Source organism: Kribbella sp. NPDC104740, from assembly GCF_055583505.1.
Genome location: NZ_JBVJNV010000003.1, coordinates 671,213 through 688,344, shown reverse-complemented (window position 1 = coordinate 688,344; position 17,132 = coordinate 671,213). Strand labels below are relative to the sequence as shown.

19 protein-coding genes are annotated in these 17,132 nt (G+C 69.2%); 12 read left to right on the top strand and 7 right to left on the bottom strand.

Features of this window, described 5'->3' with window-relative positions; genetic code table 11:
• The first annotated feature begins 83 nt into the window (after positions 1-83).
• Positions 84-674 (top strand): TetR/AcrR family transcriptional regulator, encoded by a 591-nt coding sequence (locus ACZ6Z4_RS19430; RefSeq protein ID WP_465565835.1) that lies wholly within the window; start codon positions 84-86, stop codon positions 672-674.
• A gap of 3 nt (positions 675-677) precedes the next feature.
• Here ACZ6Z4_RS19430 and ACZ6Z4_RS19425 read toward each other — a convergent pair whose 3' ends face one another.
• On the bottom strand, positions 678-1,796 hold the full coding sequence (locus tag ACZ6Z4_RS19425; protein WP_465565832.1) for a glycoside hydrolase family 88 protein: 1,119 nt from the start codon (positions 1,794-1,796) through the stop codon (positions 678-680).
• A gap of 180 nt (positions 1,797-1,976) precedes the next feature.
• On the opposite strand from ACZ6Z4_RS19425, the gene ACZ6Z4_RS19420 reads away from it, so the two are divergent.
• Positions 1,977-3,194: an alginate lyase family protein gene (locus tag ACZ6Z4_RS19420; protein WP_465565829.1), complete on the top strand. Its 1,218-nt coding sequence runs from the start codon at positions 1,977-1,979 to the stop codon at positions 3,192-3,194.
• Between the two features lie 53 nt (positions 3,195-3,247).
• Here the strand turns inward: ACZ6Z4_RS19420 and ACZ6Z4_RS19415 are convergent, their stop codons facing one another.
• Complete coding sequence (locus ACZ6Z4_RS19415; RefSeq protein ID WP_465565826.1) at positions 3,248-4,060, bottom strand: siderophore-interacting protein; 813 nt, start codon at positions 4,058-4,060, stop codon at positions 3,248-3,250.
• Positions 4,061-4,180: 120 nt separating this feature from the next.
• Here ACZ6Z4_RS19415 and ACZ6Z4_RS19410 point away from each other — a divergent pair, with 120 nt between their 5' ends.
• Genes ACZ6Z4_RS19410 through ACZ6Z4_RS19400 form a run of 3 tightly spaced genes read left to right on the top strand, consistent with a single transcriptional unit; the run spans position 4,181 to position 7,194 of the window.
• Positions 4,181-5,254, top strand: a complete 1,074-nt coding sequence (locus ACZ6Z4_RS19410) for a FecCD family ABC transporter permease (protein WP_465565823.1) — start codon at positions 4,181-4,183, stop codon at positions 5,252-5,254.
• Positions 5,254-6,300 carry a FecCD family ABC transporter permease gene (locus tag ACZ6Z4_RS19405; protein ID WP_465565820.1) on the top strand — a complete coding sequence of 349 codons (1,047 nt, stop codon included), beginning with the start codon at positions 5,254-5,256 and terminating at the stop codon, positions 6,298-6,300. Before ACZ6Z4_RS19410 ends, ACZ6Z4_RS19405 begins: the two co-directional genes overlap by 1 nt.
• A gap of 3 nt (positions 6,301-6,303) precedes the next feature.
• Complete coding sequence (locus ACZ6Z4_RS19400; protein WP_465565817.1) at positions 6,304-7,194, top strand: ABC transporter ATP-binding protein; 891 nt, start codon at positions 6,304-6,306, stop codon at positions 7,192-7,194.
• Here ACZ6Z4_RS19400 and ACZ6Z4_RS19395 read toward each other — a convergent pair whose 3' ends face one another.
• The 3 genes from ACZ6Z4_RS19395 to ACZ6Z4_RS19385 all read right to left on the bottom strand — a co-directional run bounded on the left by ACZ6Z4_RS19395 (position 7,195) and on the right by ACZ6Z4_RS19385 (position 9,287).
• Complete coding sequence (locus tag ACZ6Z4_RS19395) at positions 7,195-7,809, bottom strand: DUF2238 domain-containing protein (protein WP_465565813.1); 615 nt, start codon at positions 7,807-7,809, stop codon at positions 7,195-7,197. It lies immediately after the preceding gene.
• 105 nt (positions 7,810-7,914) lie between these two features.
• Entirely contained in the window at positions 7,915-8,286 is a 372-nt protein-coding gene (locus ACZ6Z4_RS19390) for an FKBP-type peptidyl-prolyl cis-trans isomerase (RefSeq protein WP_344182671.1), read from the bottom strand.
• 125 nt (positions 8,287-8,411) lie between these two features.
• A complete protein-coding gene (locus ACZ6Z4_RS19385) occupies positions 8,412-9,287 on the bottom strand; it encodes an alpha/beta fold hydrolase (protein WP_465565810.1) in 876 nt (291 codons plus the stop codon).
• Between the two features lie 76 nt (positions 9,288-9,363).
• On the opposite strand from ACZ6Z4_RS19385, the gene ACZ6Z4_RS19380 reads away from it, so the two are divergent.
• From ACZ6Z4_RS19380 to ACZ6Z4_RS19365, 4 genes are all read left to right on the top strand, one after another.
• Positions 9,364-10,071, top strand: a complete 708-nt coding sequence (locus ACZ6Z4_RS19380) for a hypothetical protein (RefSeq protein ID WP_465565807.1) — start codon at positions 9,364-9,366, stop codon at positions 10,069-10,071.
• A 14-nt stretch (positions 10,072-10,085) separates the two neighbouring features.
• Positions 10,086-12,287, top strand: a complete 2,202-nt coding sequence (locus ACZ6Z4_RS19375) for a DEAD/DEAH box helicase (protein ID WP_465565804.1) — start codon at positions 10,086-10,088, stop codon at positions 12,285-12,287.
• A 64-nt stretch (positions 12,288-12,351) separates the two neighbouring features.
• Entirely contained in the window at positions 12,352-13,110 is a 759-nt protein-coding gene (locus tag ACZ6Z4_RS19370) for an XRE family transcriptional regulator (RefSeq protein ID WP_465565801.1), read from the top strand.
• 4 nt (positions 13,111-13,114) lie between these two features.
• A complete protein-coding gene (locus ACZ6Z4_RS19365) occupies positions 13,115-13,588 on the top strand; it encodes an NUDIX hydrolase (RefSeq protein WP_465565798.1) in 474 nt (157 codons plus the stop codon).
• On the opposite strand, the gene ACZ6Z4_RS19360 is transcribed toward ACZ6Z4_RS19365, so the two are convergent.
• Positions 13,570-14,130, bottom strand: a complete 561-nt coding sequence (locus ACZ6Z4_RS19360; RefSeq protein ID WP_465565795.1) for an HD domain-containing protein — start codon at positions 14,128-14,130, stop codon at positions 13,570-13,572. The two genes, ACZ6Z4_RS19365 and ACZ6Z4_RS19360, sit on opposite strands and share 19 nt — an antisense overlap.
• A gap of 130 nt (positions 14,131-14,260) precedes the next feature.
• On the opposite strand from ACZ6Z4_RS19360, the gene ACZ6Z4_RS19355 reads away from it, so the two are divergent.
• The 3 genes from ACZ6Z4_RS19355 to ACZ6Z4_RS19345 are packed head-to-tail and all read left to right on the top strand — an operon-like array spanning position 14,261 to position 15,671.
• Positions 14,261-14,521: a hypothetical protein gene (locus ACZ6Z4_RS19355; protein ID WP_465565792.1), complete on the top strand. Its 261-nt coding sequence runs from the start codon at positions 14,261-14,263 to the stop codon at positions 14,519-14,521.
• A gap of 9 nt (positions 14,522-14,530) precedes the next feature.
• Complete coding sequence (locus ACZ6Z4_RS19350) at positions 14,531-15,229, top strand: DddA-like double-stranded DNA deaminase toxin (RefSeq protein ID WP_465565789.1); 699 nt, start codon at positions 14,531-14,533, stop codon at positions 15,227-15,229.
• A gap of 1 nt (position 15,230) precedes the next feature.
• The gene (locus ACZ6Z4_RS19345; RefSeq protein ID WP_465565787.1) at positions 15,231-15,671 is read left to right on the top strand and encodes an Imm1 family immunity protein; all 441 of its coding nucleotides are present in this window, start codon (positions 15,231-15,233) and stop codon (positions 15,669-15,671) included.
• 45 nt (positions 15,672-15,716) lie between these two features.
• On the opposite strand, the gene ACZ6Z4_RS19340 is transcribed toward ACZ6Z4_RS19345, so the two are convergent.
• Positions 15,717-17,126: an ABC transporter substrate-binding protein gene (locus ACZ6Z4_RS19340; protein WP_465565784.1), complete on the bottom strand. Its 1,410-nt coding sequence runs from the start codon at positions 17,124-17,126 to the stop codon at positions 15,717-15,719.
• Positions 17,127-17,132 lie beyond the last annotated feature (6 nt).

Sequence of the window (17,132 nt, the reverse complement as noted above, 5' to 3'; positions counted from 1 at the left end):
TTCTGGGAGAAGAAACCGATCCGTTTCCACAGAACATACACCGATCGGTTTATTCGATCAAAACGGAGCGGTACGCTCGACGTATGAAGAGCCAGGCGACATCCCGCGAGCGGCTGCTGGAGGCCGCGAGCGAACTGTTCTACCGCGACGGCGTGAGCATCGGCGTGGACGCACTCTGCAAGGCCGCCGGGGTGTCGAAGAAGTCGATGTACCAGCTGTTCCGGTCCAAGGACGAGGTGATCGCGGAGAGCCTGGCCGCCCGTGGGCCGTTCTACAACGCGCTGCTGCTGCCGAGCCCGGACGACGAGCGCTCGCCGCGGGCCCGGATCCTGTCGGTCTTCGAGCGCGAGGACGAGCGCGCGGCCGACGACGACTTCTTCGGCTGCCCGTTCGTCTCGACCGCGACCGAGCTGAAGAACCCGGAGCACCCGGGCAGCGTCGTCGCGCGGCACTTCAAGCAGGCGCTGACCGACTTCTTCCGCGCCGAGCTCGTGCGTGCGGGTGCCGAGGACCCGGACACGCTGGCTGTTCAGCTGACGATGATCTTCGACGGCGCCTCGGCCCGCGCGGTCGTTCGCGCCCAGCCGCTGCGCGGCGTCGGCGTCCAGCTGGCCGCGACGGTGCTGGAAGCAGCCGGCGTACGCGACGAAGAGTTCGCCGCGCACGCCAACTGACAACTAGCTGGTCAGCGTCGCGAGTTCTGCACCGGCCAGCAGGAACGCACCGACCCCGAAGTCGGCGGTCGACTGGTAGTTGACCGGCTGGCTCGACTCCGGCCGGTCGCCGACCTTCTGGACGTAACCGAGGAAGCCGTCGGGGTGGACAGCGGTGGCGACCATCCCGTTCCACGCCTTCGCGGCCACCGGCCGGAAGGTTGCCGACGGCACCAATCCGGCCTTCACGGCGTACGCCGTCGCGTAGCAGAAGAACGCCGTCCCGCTCGTCTCCGGCCCCGGCAGGTGATCGGGATCGCCCAGGTTGACGTTCCAGAAGCCGTCGCCGCGCTGGATCGGCCGTAACGCACCGACCAGTTGGGTCAAGGTCGATCTGTACTCCGCGACGTTCGCCTGTCCAGCAGGCAACGCCTTCAGCGTCTTCACGTGTCCCGCCGCGACCCACCCGTTGCCGCGCGACCACAGCACCGGCTTGCCGTTCGGCGACACGATCTTGCCCGGCAGGAACCGGTCGTCGCGGTACCACAGCCCGCTCGACGGCACCCACAACCCGCGGCGCCGCTTGGTGTCGTTGTACAGCTGGTACAGCTTCGACCAGTACGCCGGATCGTTGCGCAGCCGCCCGATCCGGGCGAACGGCGGCATCGCCATGTGCAGCGCGTCGTCCCACCACCAGTCGTCGATCTTGCTGCCGGCAACCATCCGGCGCAGCGTCTCGGTCGCGGCGGTCAGCTTGTCGGGCGACGGCTCCACGTCGTACAGGTCGAGGTAGGCCTGGATCGCGTTGTGGTTGTCGGCGTGCCGGGTCTGGACGCCCTCGCGGATCCCGTACCGGTGCTTCTCGGCCCAGCTGCGGGTGTAGTCGAGGTAGCGCTTCTCGCCGGTCAGCCGGTACGCCGCCATCAGGCCGCTGAAGAAGGTCGTGCGGGCCCAGCCGTTGTCACCGGAGTCGGCGTGGGTGGCGATCCACTGGTCGGCGACGCGGCGGACCAGGGCGGTGATCTGGGCCCGCGACGGGACCACGTCGGAGGGCGGTGCGGCGTACGCGGTGGTGGTTACGGAGGGTAGTGCCGGGGCGGCCATGGCGACGGTTCCGAGGGTCAGGAACTGGCGTCTTTTCATGGGACAAGACCTCACTTCGTTCCAGAGGAGTGGGACAAATCAGCATTTTGTTCCACAGTGAAGTTTCTTCGTCTTTGGATATTGACGTGTTCACCCTGTGTCGTCAAACTTCCGAAAAGACCCTGCGGTAATGGGGGAATCGCAGTGTCCTCCCGCCCCCGGAGAACAGGACATCCGCCCATGCGAACCAAACCGATCCTGCTGGCCGCGGCCTGTGCCGCGCTCGTCGCCGGCACGCTCAGCAGCCCAGCCGTCGCGGCCACGAAGGCCGAACCGGTCGCCGCGAACCAGCCGTCCGCCGTCCTGGCGCCCGGCGCGTTCACCCACCCCGGTGTCGGGGTGAGCAGGCAACAACTCGACTTCGTTCGCGGCAAGGTGCAGGCCGGGGCGCAGCCCTGGACGAACGCCTACAACCAGGCGAAGAACAGCGCGTACGGCTCACTCAGCCGGACGCCGAAACCGCGCGCGGTGGTCGAGTGCGGCTCGTACTCGAACCCGAACTACGGCTGCACCGACGAGCGTGAGGACGCGATCGCGGCGTACACGACCGCGCTGGTCTGGTACATCACCCGCGACGACCGGTACGCGCAGAAGTCGATCCAGCTGATGGACGCGTGGTCCGCGACGATCCGCGACCACACCAACTCGAACGCGCCGCTGCAGACCGCGTGGTCGGCGTCGTCGTGGCCGAAGGCGGCCGAGATCATCAAGCACGTCTACGGCAACTGGCCGAACGCCGGGCGCTTCGGGACGATGCTGCGCAACGTGTACCTGCCCGAGATCATCAACGGCTCGAACTCCAACGGCAACTGGGAGTTGAGCATGACCGAGGCGATCCAGGGCATCGGGGTGTTCCTGGACGACAAGGCCGTGTACGACAAGGCGATCTCGCTGTTCCGGGTCCGGACGCCCGCGTTCGTGTACCTGGAGTCCGACGGGGCGCTGCCGAAGACGAAGCCGTCGCAGAACCTCAACACCCGCGACAAGATCGTCGCCTACTGGCAGGGCCAGGGCACCTTCGTCACCGGCCTCACCCAGGAGACCTGCCGCGACTTCGTCCACACCGGCTACGGCATCTCCGCGATCTCGCACGTGATGGAGACGTCGTACATCCAGGGCGAGAACCTGTACCCCGAGTTCGGTGAGCGGCTGCGCCAGGCGCTCGGCTTCCAGTCCAAGTGGGAGCGCAACCTCGAGCCGGTCCCGTCCTGGCTCTGCAAGGGCACCCTGAAGCGCGGCCTCGGCCCGGTCACCGAGGTCGGCTACAACGGCCTGCACACCCGCCTCGGCATCGCGATGGCCAACACCCAGGCCCTCACCGAGTCCCGCCGCCCGTCCGGCTCCAACAACCTCTTCGTCGCCTGGGAGACCCTCACCCACGCAGAGAACCCGAGCTGACCCAGCGGCAACACGACAGCGCCCCCGCGAGATCCGCGGGGGCGCTGTGCTGTTCAGATCTGGGCTTCGCCGCGTTTCCAGTAGCCCTGGAAGGAGATGCTCGCCTTCGGGAGGCCGACGGTGTTGACCAGGTGGCGGCGGACGGTCTTGATCATGCTGGACTCGCCGGCGACCCAGGCGAAGTCGACGTCCGGCGCGAGCGCGGCGGATTTGAGGGCTTCGGGCAACGAGTTGCCGGTGATCCAGGTGACGTCGGCGGTGCCGGGGGTCGGGAGCGGGCGGATGTCGCGGGTGTCGGGGACCTGGACGAAGACCGTGGCGTGGACGTCGGCCGGGAGTTGCTCGAGGATCGTGGCGACCGCGGGGAGGGCGGTCTCGTCGGCGACCAGGAGGCGGTGCCGGCTGGTTGCCGGGGGCACGTAGTCGACGCCGGACTGGAGCAGGCCGCGGGTACTGGTGGTGTCAACCGCGAAGGGGACGATCAGGCCGACCTCGTCGCCGACCGTCGCCGTACTGACCCAGGCCGAGGCCGGCCCGTTCACGCCGTGGAGGACGAACTCGATGTCGAGCTCGGCGACCGCGGGCCGCAGCGCGCGGATCGTGTACGTGCGCATCACGAACCGCTCGTCGGCCGGCATCGCGCACCACTGCGCGAACCACTCCGGTCCCACCGGCAGCCGCAGCTCGCCGCCGTTCGGCGGGGTCAGCAGCACCTTGATCCGCTGGTCCGGCCCGGCCGGTACGACGTCCGCGAGCCGCGGCGCGACGAACGTCACCCGGCGCAGGTGCGGGCTGAGGTCCTCGATCGCCGCCACGGTCACGAGAACGGAGTCGAACGTGATGGGACGCTCGAGCACTGTGGTCATCGCAGGGTCTCCACGCGAAAGTAGTGACAAAGCAGGGGGCCTCGGATGCGTCCCGGTGGCGAGCGGGCTATTCTGAGGCGTCTAGAGGTAAGCCTTACCTAAGAGGATCCCAAAAGTCCAATGACCTCGCCGCCTGCCGCCGCAACCAGGCCGGCCACCCCCAGCCAGGACGGCACGAACCGCCGTCCTCCCGTCCGCCGGACCACCCTGGTCGCCGGGCTGCTGGTGGCGGTCGCGCTGCTGCTCGTGGTCTGCCTGCTCAGCATCGCCGTCGGGTCCAAGCAGATCCCGTTCGGCACCGTGATGGACGCGCTGCGCCACTACGACGACACGAACACCGACCACGTGATCGTGCACTCGCTGCGGATCCCGCGGACACTGATCGGTCTCCTGGTCGGTGCCGCGCTCGGCCTGTCCGGCGCGCTCATGCAGGGCGTCACCCGCAACCCGCTCGCCGACCCCGGCATCCTCGGCGTGAACGGCGGTGCCGCCCTGTTCGTTGTCGGCGGCATCTACTGGTTCGGCCTGACCAGCCTGACGGCGTACGTCTGGCTGGCCTTCGCGGGCGCGGCGGCGGCATCGGTCGCGGTCTACGCGCTCGGCTCGCTCGGCCGTGAGGGCGCGACCCCGGTCAAGCTCGCGCTGGCCGGCGCGGCCCTGACCGCGATGCTCGGCTCGCTGACCACCGCGCTGCTGATCGGCGACGTGGACACCTTCGACCAGTTCCGGTTCTGGTCGGTCGGTTCGCTGGCCGGCCGCGACGCGAACATCGCGGCGCAGGTCGCGCCGTTCATCCTGGTCGGCATCGTGCTCGCGCTGGTCTCCGGCCGGCTGCTGAACGCGCTGTCCCTCGGCGACGACGTCGCCCGCTCGCTCGGCCAGCGCGTCGGCCTGGCCCGCGTGTTCACCGCGGTCACCGTCGTCCTGCTCTGCGGCGCGGCGACCGCAGCCGCGGGACCGATCGGTTTCATCGGCCTGACGATCCCGCACGTGGCCCGCCTGATCACCGGCCCGGACTACCGATGGATCCTGCCGTACTCGATGATCCTGGCCCCGATCCTGCTGCTCGGTTCCGACGTGCTCGGCCGGGTCGTCGCCCAGCCGGGCGAGCTCCAGGTCGGCATCGTCACCGCGGTGATCGGCGCGCCGTTCTTCATCGCGCTCGTCCGCCGCCGGAAGCTGGCCGACCTCTGATGACCCAACTCACCGAGACCCCGGCGCAGGTCATCACCCGCGCCCGCACCGTCCGCCAGGCCCGCACGCTGGTCGTCACGGTCGTCGTCGCCGTCCTGGTCTTCGCCGCGTTCTGCGTCTCGCTGTCGCTCGGCGACTTCAAGATCCCCGTGATCGACGTCGTGAAGACCCTGTTCGGCCAGGGCGACAAGGCGACCGAGTTCATCGTCAACCGGCTCCGGCTGCCGCGCGCGCTGACCGCGCTGCTGGTCGGTGCCGCGCTCGGCATGTCCGGCGCGATCTTCCAGAGCATCGCCCGCAACCCGCTGGCCAGCCCCGACATCATCGGCGTCACGTACGGCGCCAGCGCGTTCGCCGTGTTCGCGATCGTCACCCTGGGCCTGACCGGCCCGGCGGTGGCCGGGATGGCGATCCTCGGCGCGCTGCTGACCGCGTTCACGATGTACGTGCTGGCCTGGCGGCGCGGCGTGTCGAGCTACCGGCTGATCCTGGTCGGGATCGGCATCGGCGCGATCGCGACCAGCGTCACGTCGTACCTGCTGACCAAGGCCCGGGTCGAGATCGCGCAGCAGGCGCTGATCTGGCTGACCGGCAGCCTCAACGGGCGGGACTGGTCGCACGTCCGGACGATGGCGATCACGCTGGTGGTGCTGGCGCCGTTCGTGGTGGTGCTGGTGCACCGGCTGCGAATCCTGCAGCTCGGAGACGAAACGGCGTACGGGCTGGGGCTGCGGGTCGAGGGCTCCCGGCTCGGGCTGATCGTGATCGCGGTGCTGATGGCGGCGGTCGCGACGGCCGCGGCCGGGCCGATCGGGTTCGTCGCCTTCGTGGCGCCGCCGATCGCCCGCCGGCTGACCCGCTCGCCCGGCCCGGCGATGATCACCTCCGCGCTGATCGGCGCGCTGGTGGTCGCCCTGTCCGACCTGATCGCGCAGCACGCGTTCGGAGACACCCAGCTGCCCGTCGGTGTGGTCACCGGTGTGGTCGGCGCGCCGTACCTGATGTTCCTGCTGGCCCGGTCCAACCGGGTGGGGAGTGGTGGCTGAGAGATGGAGAACTCTGTGGAGCACTCGCTGTCCGCCGACGGCCTGGCCGTCGGGTACGACCAGCGCGAGATCATCCACGACCTGTCGGTGCGGATCCCGACCGGCAAGATCACGGTGATCGTCGGGGCGAACGCGTGCGGCAAGTCGACGCTGCTGAAGACGCTGGCCCGGCTGCTGAAGCCGTCCCGGGGCGCGGTGATGCTGGACGGCAAGAGCATCCAGCAGGTACCGACCCGCGAGGTCGCGACCAAGCTCGGGCTGCTGCCGCAGTCGCCGACCGCGCCGGAGGGGATCACGGTCGCCGACCTGGTCGGCCGCGGCCGGTACCCGCACCAGGGCTGGATCCGGCAGTGGACCAAGGCCGACGACGAGGCGGTCGCGGCCGCGATGGTGTCGACCGACGTACTGGAGATCGCCGACCGGCCGATCGACGAGCTGTCCGGCGGTCAGCGGCAGCGGGTCTGGATCGCGATGGCGCTGGCCCAGGAGACCGGCATCCTGCTGCTCGACGAGCCGACCACGTTCCTCGACCTGACCCACCAGTTCGAGGTGCTCGACCTGCTGGTCGACCTGAACAAGCGCGACGAGCGGACCATCGTGCTCGTGCTGCACGACCTGAACCAGGCCTGCCGTTTCGGCGACCACCTGATCGCGATGAAGGACGGCGCGATCGTCTGCGAGGGCGACCCGCGCGAGGTGATCACCGAGCAGACCGTCGAGGACGTGTTCGGGCTGGCGGTGAAGATCATCCCCGACCCGGTCGCCGGTACGCCGATGGTGGTGCCGGTCGGCCGGCACACCGCGCCGGCCGCCGTACAGGACACGAATCCGGCGGCCCGGGCGCTGGCCGCCAGCGCGCTGGCGAACGGAATCTGCCGGCCGACGGACAAGTAGTCAGCTCTTGCGGACCTGGAAAACGATCAGTCCGGCCAGCAGAGCGCCCAAAGTCCCGAGCGTCATGTCGCCGAGCGTGTCCGTGTACGCCGTCTGCAGCTCGGTCGAGTGCCGGATGAAGGCGTAGTACTCGCCGACCTCCCACACCACCGCGGCCGTCGCGCCGAAGCCGAGCGCGACGAACGCGGTCAGCCCGCGTGACAGCGGGCGCGGCGCGAACGCGAGCAGCACGCCGGCGGTGAGGAAACCCCAGAGCACGAAGTGCATCGCGTCGTCCCACCAGGTGATGGTGTCGAACAGGTTCAGCCGGTTGCCGATCAGGTCGATCAGCCAGGGCAGCGTCATCAGCAGGTCGGCGGTCCACGGGAAGCTCTTGTGCAGCTTCGACCGGGTCCGCCCGTACGCCCACCACCACAGCGGCAGCACCATCGCGCCGACCGGGTAGACGATCAGGCGGGCGGTCGACGCCTTGCCCTTGATCCCGCTCAGGTCCGGCCAGATCAGGGCCGTCAGCAACAGCAGGAACAGGACCGCCTTGGCGGCCAGGGCGGCGTACCGGACCCAGCCGGCGGTCCGCGCGGTGGCCTGGACTGCGGGAGCAACCATCGTCGTCATACCTCCCAGTCGAGCAGGTCCGGGCGGTACGGCGGATGAGTGGAACTACGCGAAAGCCCCCGGATGCGTCGATTGTGACGCACCCGGGGGCTGAACTGCGGTAGGTCAGCTGACGCTGATCAGGTCCACCACGAAGATCAGGGTCTCGCCGGGCTTGATCGCGTTGCCCGCGCCACGGTCGCCGTAGCCCAGGTGCGGCGGGATGACCAGTTTGCGGCGGCCGCCCACCTTCATCCCCTGGACGCCGGTGTCCCAGCCCTGGATGACCTGGCCGACGCCGAGCTGGAAGGCCAGCGGCGCGCCCCGGTTGTACGACGCGTCGAACTCCTCGCCGGTGGAGTGGGCCACGCCCACGTAGTGCACGTTGACGCGGGAACCGGCCTTGGCCTCGTCGCCGTCGCCCTCGGTGATGTCGGTGATCTCCAGATCCGCCGGCGGCGGGCCGTCCGGAAAGTCGATCTCAGGCTTGTCAGTCATGCCACCAGCTAAGCAGATCGGCGGACGTGCACCACTCACCAACCCCGGATCGGCCGCTTTCCGGAGCCGTCGCCACGCCTGGCCGGGCGTGGCGGCGGAGGGTTGGTGGGTGGTGGGCGTCCGCGTCAGGCGTCCAAGGTCTCGCGGAGCTTCGCGGCGAATGCCTCGGGCTGCCCGGCCATTCCGCCGCCGTACTCGTCGCCGAGGAACCCGCCGTGGTTGCTCGGGAACACCACCGGCGTCAGCCCGAGCCGCGCGGCGATCGCCTCGCCGCCGCGGCGGGCCAGCTGCGTGCCGGACTCCTCACCGACCGCGACAACCAACCGGTCGGTTGCTTGCGCCAGCGCGCCCTCGTCCGGCCGGTACGACGTACACCCGCGCAGGTTCTGCTGGAGCAGCGCGTCGTCGCGGTTGCCGTCGTCCTCGCTCGGCAGCCCGAACATCGCCGGGTCCGGCGCCGGCTGCTTGACGTACTCGGCGGTGAACTCGCCCTCGTGGCTGGTGATCGCGATGAACTTGGCCATCGCCTTGCCCATGCCGTCGCGGTGGTAGGTCTCGTAGATGTCCTCGGTCGCGGCCAGCGCGTACTCGGAGTCGGAGATCAGCCCGGCCAGCGGGGGCTCGTGCGCGACCAGGCGGTTGACCAGGTCGGGTCGGCGGGCAAGGAGCGCGAGCGCGTTGACCGCGCCGCCGCTGCTCGCGAACAGGTCGACCGGGCCCGCGTCGAGCTTCTCGATCACCGCGACGAGGTCGCCCGCGTGGTCCTCCGGCGACAGCTCCCCGCTCCCGTCGGTGCGCTGACTGCGCTCGACGCCGCGCGGGTCGTAGGTGACCACGGTCCGGTCCGCGAAGTGCGACGCCAGCGTCGGGAACCCGCTCGCGCCCATCGGCGACCCGATCAGCAGCAGCACCGGCCGCGCACGGTCGGCGAGGTCGCCGCGGACGTCGTACGTCAGGACGGCCCCGGGCACGTCGAGGGTGTGGCTGACAGCTTCCGGCATCTCAGCTCCTTGGGATCGGACTTTTCTGGACCCTAATCCCGGGCGGGGTTCGTGAACAGGATTACTGTCGGTGTCCATGCGGAAGATGCTCGCGGTGCTGCTCGTGCTCGTCCTCGCTGCCGGGGCTCAGCCCGCGCAGGCGGCCGCCGCCGAGAACTACGGTCAGTACTCACTCATGTTCGAACGCTCCGCGGGCCAGTACTGGGCCGGCGGTACGGCGGCCGGCCAGTGGGCGTGGACGCCGCTGTCGGCCAACGCCGCCGACATCTCCTGGGGCGACCCGAAGGCCTGGCCGCCGAAGTCCGCCGAGCACTTCGTCCGCGAGGGCGACTGGGTGCTGCTCGAGGGCTACAACGACGGCGCCGGGCGGCCGTTGACCCAGATCCAGCGGGTCACGTCCGAAACGCTCGGCGACGCCACCTGCTCGGCCATGAAGCCGCTGCCCTCGGCCGGCGGGCGCCAGCACTACGTGCGGTGGACGATCCCCGCGGTCGGCTACTGCCTCGACGCCAAGGGAACGATCAAGCCGCCGAACGGTTCGACCACCGTCAACTTCCGCCACCTGCAGAAGTGGCTGCCGCCGCACCCGTGCTCGAACCCGTCGTTCACCGGTCAGACCTGCATCACCCAGGTCGAGCAGTGGTGGGACGACAACAACCACCCGTACTCGCTGCAGCTGTCCCGAACGCTGGAGCTCGCCCGCGGCCTCGGCATGGCGTTCACCAACCGCACCACCGTCCCCGTCACCTGGAACGCCGACGCTCGGTACTACTGGCACTACTGAGTCAGACTGGGACCGTGAGCGAGCAGGGGGAGGCGCCCGACCTCGACCGGCTGCGGTCGATCGCGGGCAAGCCCGCGCGGCGGCTGATCCAGCGGCTCTCGGCGCTGCAGGCTGCGGCCGAGGAGCTGGTCGAGAGGCCTGCAGTACTGCGGGCGCAGGCGCGAGACCAGCTGCGGTCGCTGACCCGGCGGCAGGTGCAGAGCGAGCTGGACGGGCTCGCGGTGTCGTCGCTGCAGGAGGTGGTGGGGGCGCGGTTCGTCGGCGTACTGGAGGAGGCTCGGTACGCGACGGTCGGGCGGCTGGTCGGAGTTTCGGACGAGGAGCTCGTCGCGCTGCCGGGGATCGGGGCGAAGACCGCGTCGAAGATCAGCGACGCGGTGCGGACGGTTGTCGACGGTGTGGCGCGGTCCGCGCGGTTCCGTTTCGACCCGGACCGGCCGACCGAGCAGCAGCGGGAGCTGTTGGCGACGTTGGCCGCCGTACGGCGCGCTGATGCTGCCGCGGCGGAGCTGATCGGGCCGGCGCGGGAGATGGCCGACACGGCGCGGACGCTGCTGGAGGCCGCGGCGCCTGCGCGGGGGCGGGTGCGGTTGTGGTTCGCCGGGCGGGAGCGGCGGCGGGCTGCGCTGGTGGCGCTGGGGCAGCTGGAGGTGATCGACGGGCATCCGCGGACCGCTTGGCTGGAAGGGGAGTTGGCCCGGCACACGGATGTTGCTGAGGACAACGATCTGTGGGGCGAGTACGCCGCCGACGCGGCGTCGTACAACGCGATCCTGTCGACGGTCGGCGAGGTCGCGGTCGAGGGCGAGGCCGCGCAGGGCTTCATCCCGGAGGAGCTGCGGCAGCGGATCACCGCCGTACCGCTGGACACGTCGCTGGTGCGGTCGACGCTGCGCGGGTACCAGGTGTTTGGCGCGCAGTACCTGATCCACCAGGAGCGGTCGATCCTCGGCGACGAGATGGGGCTCGGGAAGACCATCCAGGCGCTCGCCGCGGCGGCGCACCTGGCGGCGCGGGGGCAGCAGCGGTTCCTGGTGGTGTGCCCGGCGAGCGTGCAGATCAACTGGCTGAACGAGATCGAGAAGCACACCCGCCTGCAGGCGCACAGCCTGCACGGAGCGCATCGCGACGGCGCCGCCCGGCGGTGGTTACGCGACGGCGGCGTCGCGGTGACGACGTTCGGGACGCTCGGCAGCCTGTCCCTGCTCGACGAGCACGAGACCGCGCTGCTGATCGTCGACGAGGCGCACTACGTGAAGAACCCGTCGACCGCCCGCTCCCGCGAGGTCGCCGAGGCTTCAGCGCTGGCCCAGCGCGTCGTCTTCCTGACCGGTACGCCGATGGAGAACCGCGTCGAGGAGTTCCGCACCCTGGTCGGCTACCTCCAGCCCGCCACGGCAAAGGGGCTCAAGGCAACGGATGCCGTCGCCGGCGCCCAACGCTTCCGCCGTGCCGTCGCACCGGTCTACCTGCGCCGCAACCAGGAAGACGTCCTCACCGAGCTGCCCGAGAAGATCGAGATCGACGACTGGGTCCTCCTCGAGGACCAGCGCCCGTACGTCGACGCCGTCCGCTCCGGCAACCTGATGAAGATGCGCCAGGCAACCTTCCCCGCCAAGACCGACCGCATCGCCGAAATCATCGAGGAAGCCCGCGAAGACGGCCACAAGGTCATCATCTTCTCCTTCTTCCTCAACGTTCTGGCCGACCTCGAACGATCCTGCTCTCCGGTGGGCATCATCCAGGGCTCCCTCCCACCCACCCAGCGCCAGCACCTCATCGACACCTTCACCGCCACCCTCGGCCACGCCGTCCTGCTCAGCCAGATCGACGCCGGCGGCGTCGGCCTCAACGTCCAAGCCGCCTCGGTCGTCGTCATCACCGAACCCCAGTGGAAACCCAGCACCGAGGACCAAGCCATCGCCCGAGCCCACCGCATGGGCCAGATCCGCACCGTCCAGGTCCACCGCCTGCTGGCCAAGGACACCGTCGACGAACGCATCCGCGACCTCCAAACCCACAAACGCGACCTCTTCGACGAGTACGCCCGCCAGTCCGAAGCCAAATCCCTCGACCCCCGAGCCACCGACACCACCCACCACAACGCCCTCCAGGACCAGATCGTCCAGGCCGAACAGGACCGCCTGGGGATCACCCCGGAGGTCGCCTCGCAGCAGCAGGTGGACACACCTCGCGTCACGCGCCCGCAAGACTGAGACCACGGAGGGTGGTCGCCTTCTGGGATACTGCGACGAGAGCCGGACGACCTGGGGGACTGCGATGGCCAACGAACGTCTCCGAGGCGCCCTTGCCGCGGCCGGTCTCGGACCCGATGACCTGGCACGGCAGATCGAGGTCGACCCGAAGACTGTCGAGCGCTGGATCACCAGCGGACGGGTACCGCACCGCCGCCACCGGTGGGCGACAGCTCAGCTGCTCGTCCGGGACGAGACCTACTTGTGGCCCTCGGCCGACACTTCGCGCCAGGAACGATCCGCGCCCGCCGTCGAGCTCGTCGACCTGTATCCGCACCGCGGCGCGGTCCCGCAGCAACTCTGGGCTTCGTTGACCGCCGGTGCTCAGGACCGGATCGACATCCTGGTCTTCGCGGGCCTGTTCCTCTTCGACTCCAACCCGGATTTCGTCAGTACGATGACCCGCAGCGCCGAGGGCGGTCTGCGCTGCCGATTGCTGTTCGGCGACCCGACCTCGGACGTGGTCCAAACCCGAGGAGACGAAGAAGGAATCGGCGACGGGCTCGCCGCGCGGGTCCGGACGAGTCTTCGCTACCTGGGCACCGCTTCGGGCACGGACGGGATCGACGTCCGACTGCACCGGACGATCCTGTACAACTCGCTGTACCGGTTCGACGACGACCTTCTGGTGAACATGCACGTCCACGGCGCGCCGGCGGGCCACAACCCGGTGCTGCACCTGCGCCGCGTGCCCGGAGGCCGGATGTTCGACCACTACCTCGCGAGTTTCGAGCGCATCTGGAACATCGCGGCGCCGCACGCCGGTCCGGCCGTGGGATCCTGATTCCATGGCGCGCATCGACTACCTGGACGACCCGGATGCTCCCGCACCCAACAGTCTGGTCCCGTCAGCGAACGTGGTGGTCGAGGACGGCGACGGACGGATCCTGCTCATTCGGCGGACCGACAACGGAAACTGGGCGCTTCCAGGTGGAGCGATGGATCTCGGCGAGACGATCGTCCAGGCCGGCGAGCGGGAGGTCGTGGAGGAGACCGGAATCCGCTGTCAGGTGACCGGCCTGGTCGGGATCTACACCAACCCGCACCACGTCCTGGAGTACACCAGCGACGGCGAGGTCCGGCAGGAGTTCTCGATCGTCTTCGTCGCTCGGCGGATCGACGGCGTCCCGACCCCGAGCTCGGAGTCCTCGCAGGTCGAGTGGGTCAGTCCGGACAAGCTCGACGACCATCCGATGCACCCCTCGATGAGGCAGCGCGTCGAGCACTTCCTGGCCCGAACCGATCAGCCGTTCCTCGGTTGAGCCACGGCAAGGAAGCGCTCGGCCCGAGTCGCGGCCGCGAGGAGTTCCGGCTCGGCCCGGGCAATCGACCGGGTGACCAGGTGTTCGGGACCGTATCGGGAGAAGATCTCTGCGATCCGCTCCGGGACGGTCAGGCGCTGGCCCGCGGGACCGGTCGTCAGGTCGCAGAGCCACAGGAGGTCGGCCGTCGGCGAGACCTCGCGCTCGAACTCCGCAGTCAGGACACCTGACAGGCCGCGCTCCTCGGCCTCCACGAGGGCGCAGGTGTGGTGGGCGACCAGGCAGGTCACGCGCTCGTCGACCCCGGTACGGCGCAGGAAGCGAGCACCGTCGAGAGGGTGGAACCCAGTGTCGACGAGGCTTGGCGCGTAGCCGATGTCGTGCAGCCAGGCGGCCGCTACGAGGACGCCTCCGCCCTCGCCCAGCGCGGCGCCGATCGCCTCGGCTCGGACACCGACTCCCTGGACGTGCTGCCAGCGGGTCGGCAGGTCAGCGGCGAGATGGGATTCCGCGAGCTGGGCGGCTGTCGTCTGCACGGACACCTGACCAGGCTACGAGCCCGAGAGCACGACCAGCCGGTACGACTGCAGGACGTCCGGACTCAGCCAGGACGTCCTGAAACGTCCTCGCAGGCGGTGACGCCGTCCGGACGGCTCGCGGTGGACTACCGCCATGTCGGACATCCAGCGGCTCAAAGAACAGCTCTACCAGCTCACGAACGAGGCTCAGCAGGCAGCGGGTGGCCTGGGCGGCTTCCAGCAGAAGTTCACTCAGCACGCGGCGCAGGTCCAGGCGCTGATCGCGGGGTCGGCGACGGGTACGGATCGGGACATCGCCCAGCTTCTCGATGCCGCTGGACGGTCCTTGGGGCAAGCGATCGAGTCGTTGCAGATCGCGGCGCACGGATGTCGCGCTTACAGCGACCAGATCTAGGTCCACCCCGTGCCGTCGGAGCTCGAACGGGTGGCTCGTGGCCTGGTCGAGTGCCTTGACCAGTTGCCTCAGGTCGCGGTGGCGCTTCGGCGCTACGCCCAGCAATGCCGTGCCAGTGCCGCGGTTGTCGGCCAGTCGTCGGCCAACCCCGCGGCCCGTCAAGCAGCGGTCCAGCTGGATGAGGCCGCCCGGCGCTGCGAGGAGGCCGCGCACCACGCCGAAGGTGCGGTGCTCAAGGCGCGTGCCTGGGCCGACCGCTTGGTCACGCGCGGCGTGCCGGGTTCTGGCGGATCCCGGACGCCTGGGGGCGGAGGTGTTCCTCGTGCGGACCCGGCGGCTCAGGAAGTCATCCGCAGCAAACTGCCGGCGCGAGACAATCCGTATGCCAAGACCCGAGGGATCTGGTTCGACGGCGACGGGGGTCGCAACGACCTGCTCAGCGGGCACGACGAGTATCGCGAAGCCGCCGAGGACCTCCGGGTCAGCCGGAAGTTCGCACCCACGACGGTCACCGCACATGTCGAGATCAAGTTCGCGATGATGATGCGGGAGCGTGGTCTGGCCGATGAGACGATCTACATCAACAACAAGCCCTGCGAAGGGCCGGAGAGTTGCCGGCGGTACCTGCCCGAGTTCTTGCCGCCCGGTGGGCGGCTGACCGTCCACTGGCCCGATGCGGCGCCGATCACCTTTGTAGGAAAGGCATGAGATGAGCTACACGGCGAAGGCCTACTTCAGGCACGGGCACGGCGACGAGCCGGCGCTGATCGAGGTGGCCGACGACCTGGAGGCCCTGATCGGGGCGCTGGCCGCCGACCCGTACAACTCGGTCGCCGTGGTCTACGTCGACCAGCGAACGCTGACTGCGCAGGGATTTCCCGACCACTCGCTGCGGATCGCGGTGTACGGCGAGGGAAAGGTCGGCGGACTGCGGTACTCCGACGTGTCGAGCTCCTGGTACGCGGTCGGCGACGAGAGCCGACGTGACGAAGGGCCGCTCTACAACCACATGGGGAACCTCGAAGGGTTCCCGACGGACTCCGAGCTCGAGCTGGATGTCCTGATCGCCGCAGCGAAGGACTTTCTGCTGAAGGGCGGCGAGCGGCCCGAAGGAGTCGAGTGGGTGGCGTGGCCGGCCGACCAGGTGTGAAAGGGCCCCGGAGACCCGAAGGTCTCCGGGGCCACTGTCACGCGATTACTTCTTGACCGTCTTGTTGTACTGGTCGATCTGGGGCTTGATGCTGTCGGCGGCGGCCTTCATCGCCTGGGTCGGGTCGGTGCCGAGGACTGCCTTCTCCAGGCCGTCCTCGGAGGCCTTGCGGGCCTGGGGCATGACGCCGAGGATGCAGCCCGACGACGGGTTGCTCGGCTTGGTGTTGTGGAGCTGGGTGATGGCGGTGGTGAACTGCGGGTACTGGGCGACCCACGCCTTGTCCTCGGGGAGGTCGAGGGCCTTGGAGTTGATCGGGAAGTAGCCGGTGCCGGTGTGCCAGGCGGCCTGCTGCTCGGGGGTGGAGGCGAACTTCACGAACTCCCAGGAGGCGCGCTTCTCGGCGTCGGAGTGGCCGGGGCCGTCGACCCACAGGGAGGCGCCGCCGATGATCGGGCCGCCGGTGCTGTCGGCGGACAGCTTCGGGAACGGTGCGGTCATCACGGTGAACTTGCCCTTGGCGGCGTCCAGGTAGCCGCGCAGCGAGCCGGTGGACTCCAGGTGCATCGCCGACGTGCCGGACTTGAAGACGGCCTGGGCGTCGTCGGTCTTCTTGCCGGTGTTCGGCATCAGGCCCTGCTTGACCATCTGCTGGTACCAGGTGGCGATCTTCACGCCCTCGGCGTCGGCGAAGTTGACCTGCGTCGCGAGGTCCTTGCGGCCGTTCTCGTTGTCGCAGTACGTCGTACCGGACTGTGCGATCAGCTGCTCCAGGAACCAGCCGTAGATCGCGGCGTTGAAGCCGTACTGGACCGTCTTGCCGCCCTGCTTGACGGTCAGCTTCTTCGCGGCCTCCATGATCTCGTCGAGGTTGGCCGGCGGCTTGGCCGGGTCCAGGCCGGCCTTCACGAAGGCTTCCTTGTTGATGTACAGCAGCGGCATCGACGTGTTGAACGGCATCGAGTTCAGCTTGCCGTCGATCGAGTAGTAGTTCGCGATGTTCGGCTCGATCGAGTCCAGCGTGTACCCGTCCTTGTCGGCGAACGACTGGATCGGCACGGTCTGCTTGGAGTCGATCATGAACCGCGAGCCGATGTCGTAGATCTGGACGACCGACGGCGTGTTGCCCTGCTGGACCGACGTCTTGTACTTCGTGATCGTCTCGTCGTAGTCGCCCTGGTAGACGGCCTGGACCTCGATCTTGCCGGTGTTCTCGGCGTTGAACGCCTTCACCAGCTTGTCGACGGCCTCACCGTTGGCGCCCTTCATGCCGTGCCAGAACGTCACCTTGGTGACGCCGCTCGCGTTCTCCAGCGCGCTCGCGTCGGGGGCGTCCTGCCCGCCGCTGGAGTCGCCGTCGCCGGAGTCGCTGCTCCCGCATCCGGCCGCCACCAGGGCGAGCACCGCCAGCAGCGACACCGCGGTCGCCGTACGCCGTGGAAGGACTGATCGCATGCTCGT

What these genes read in the sequence shown, in the direction of transcription:
- ACZ6Z4_RS19430 (WP_465565835.1), top strand. Translation starts at nt 84, where the DNA reads ATGAAGAGCCAGGCGACATCCCGCGAGCGGCTGCTGGAGGCCGCGAGC.
- ACZ6Z4_RS19425 (WP_465565832.1), bottom strand. Translation starts at nt 1,796, where the DNA reads ATGAAAAGACGCCAGTTCCTGACCCTCGGAACCGTCGCCATGGCCGCC.
- ACZ6Z4_RS19420 (WP_465565829.1), top strand. Translation starts at nt 1,977, where the DNA reads ATGCGAACCAAACCGATCCTGCTGGCCGCGGCCTGTGCCGCGCTCGTC.
- ACZ6Z4_RS19415 (WP_465565826.1), bottom strand. Translation starts at nt 4,060, where the DNA reads ATGACCACAGTGCTCGAGCGTCCCATCACGTTCGACTCCGTTCTCGTG.
- ACZ6Z4_RS19410 (WP_465565823.1), top strand. Translation starts at nt 4,181, where the DNA reads ATGACCTCGCCGCCTGCCGCCGCAACCAGGCCGGCCACCCCCAGCCAG.
- ACZ6Z4_RS19405 (WP_465565820.1), top strand. Translation starts at nt 5,254, where the DNA reads ATGACCCAACTCACCGAGACCCCGGCGCAGGTCATCACCCGCGCCCGC.
- ACZ6Z4_RS19400 (WP_465565817.1), top strand. Translation starts at nt 6,304, where the DNA reads ATGGAGAACTCTGTGGAGCACTCGCTGTCCGCCGACGGCCTGGCCGTC.
- ACZ6Z4_RS19395 (WP_465565813.1), bottom strand. Translation starts at nt 7,809, where the DNA reads ATGACGACGATGGTTGCTCCCGCAGTCCAGGCCACCGCGCGGACCGCC.
- ACZ6Z4_RS19390 (WP_344182671.1), bottom strand. Translation starts at nt 8,286, where the DNA reads ATGACTGACAAGCCTGAGATCGACTTTCCGGACGGCCCGCCGCCGGCG.
- ACZ6Z4_RS19385 (WP_465565810.1), bottom strand. Translation starts at nt 9,287, where the DNA reads ATGCCGGAAGCTGTCAGCCACACCCTCGACGTGCCCGGGGCCGTCCTG.
- ACZ6Z4_RS19380 (WP_465565807.1), top strand. Translation starts at nt 9,364, where the DNA reads ATGCGGAAGATGCTCGCGGTGCTGCTCGTGCTCGTCCTCGCTGCCGGG.
- ACZ6Z4_RS19370 (WP_465565801.1), top strand. Translation starts at nt 12,352, where the DNA reads ATGGCCAACGAACGTCTCCGAGGCGCCCTTGCCGCGGCCGGTCTCGGA.
- ACZ6Z4_RS19365 (WP_465565798.1), top strand. Translation starts at nt 13,115, where the DNA reads ATGGCGCGCATCGACTACCTGGACGACCCGGATGCTCCCGCACCCAAC.
- ACZ6Z4_RS19355 (WP_465565792.1), top strand. Translation starts at nt 14,261, where the DNA reads ATGTCGGACATCCAGCGGCTCAAAGAACAGCTCTACCAGCTCACGAAC.
- ACZ6Z4_RS19345 (WP_465565787.1), top strand. Translation starts at nt 15,231, where the DNA reads ATGAGCTACACGGCGAAGGCCTACTTCAGGCACGGGCACGGCGACGAG.
- ACZ6Z4_RS19340 (WP_465565784.1), bottom strand. Translation starts at nt 17,126, where the DNA reads ATGCGATCAGTCCTTCCACGGCGTACGGCGACCGCGGTGTCGCTGCTG.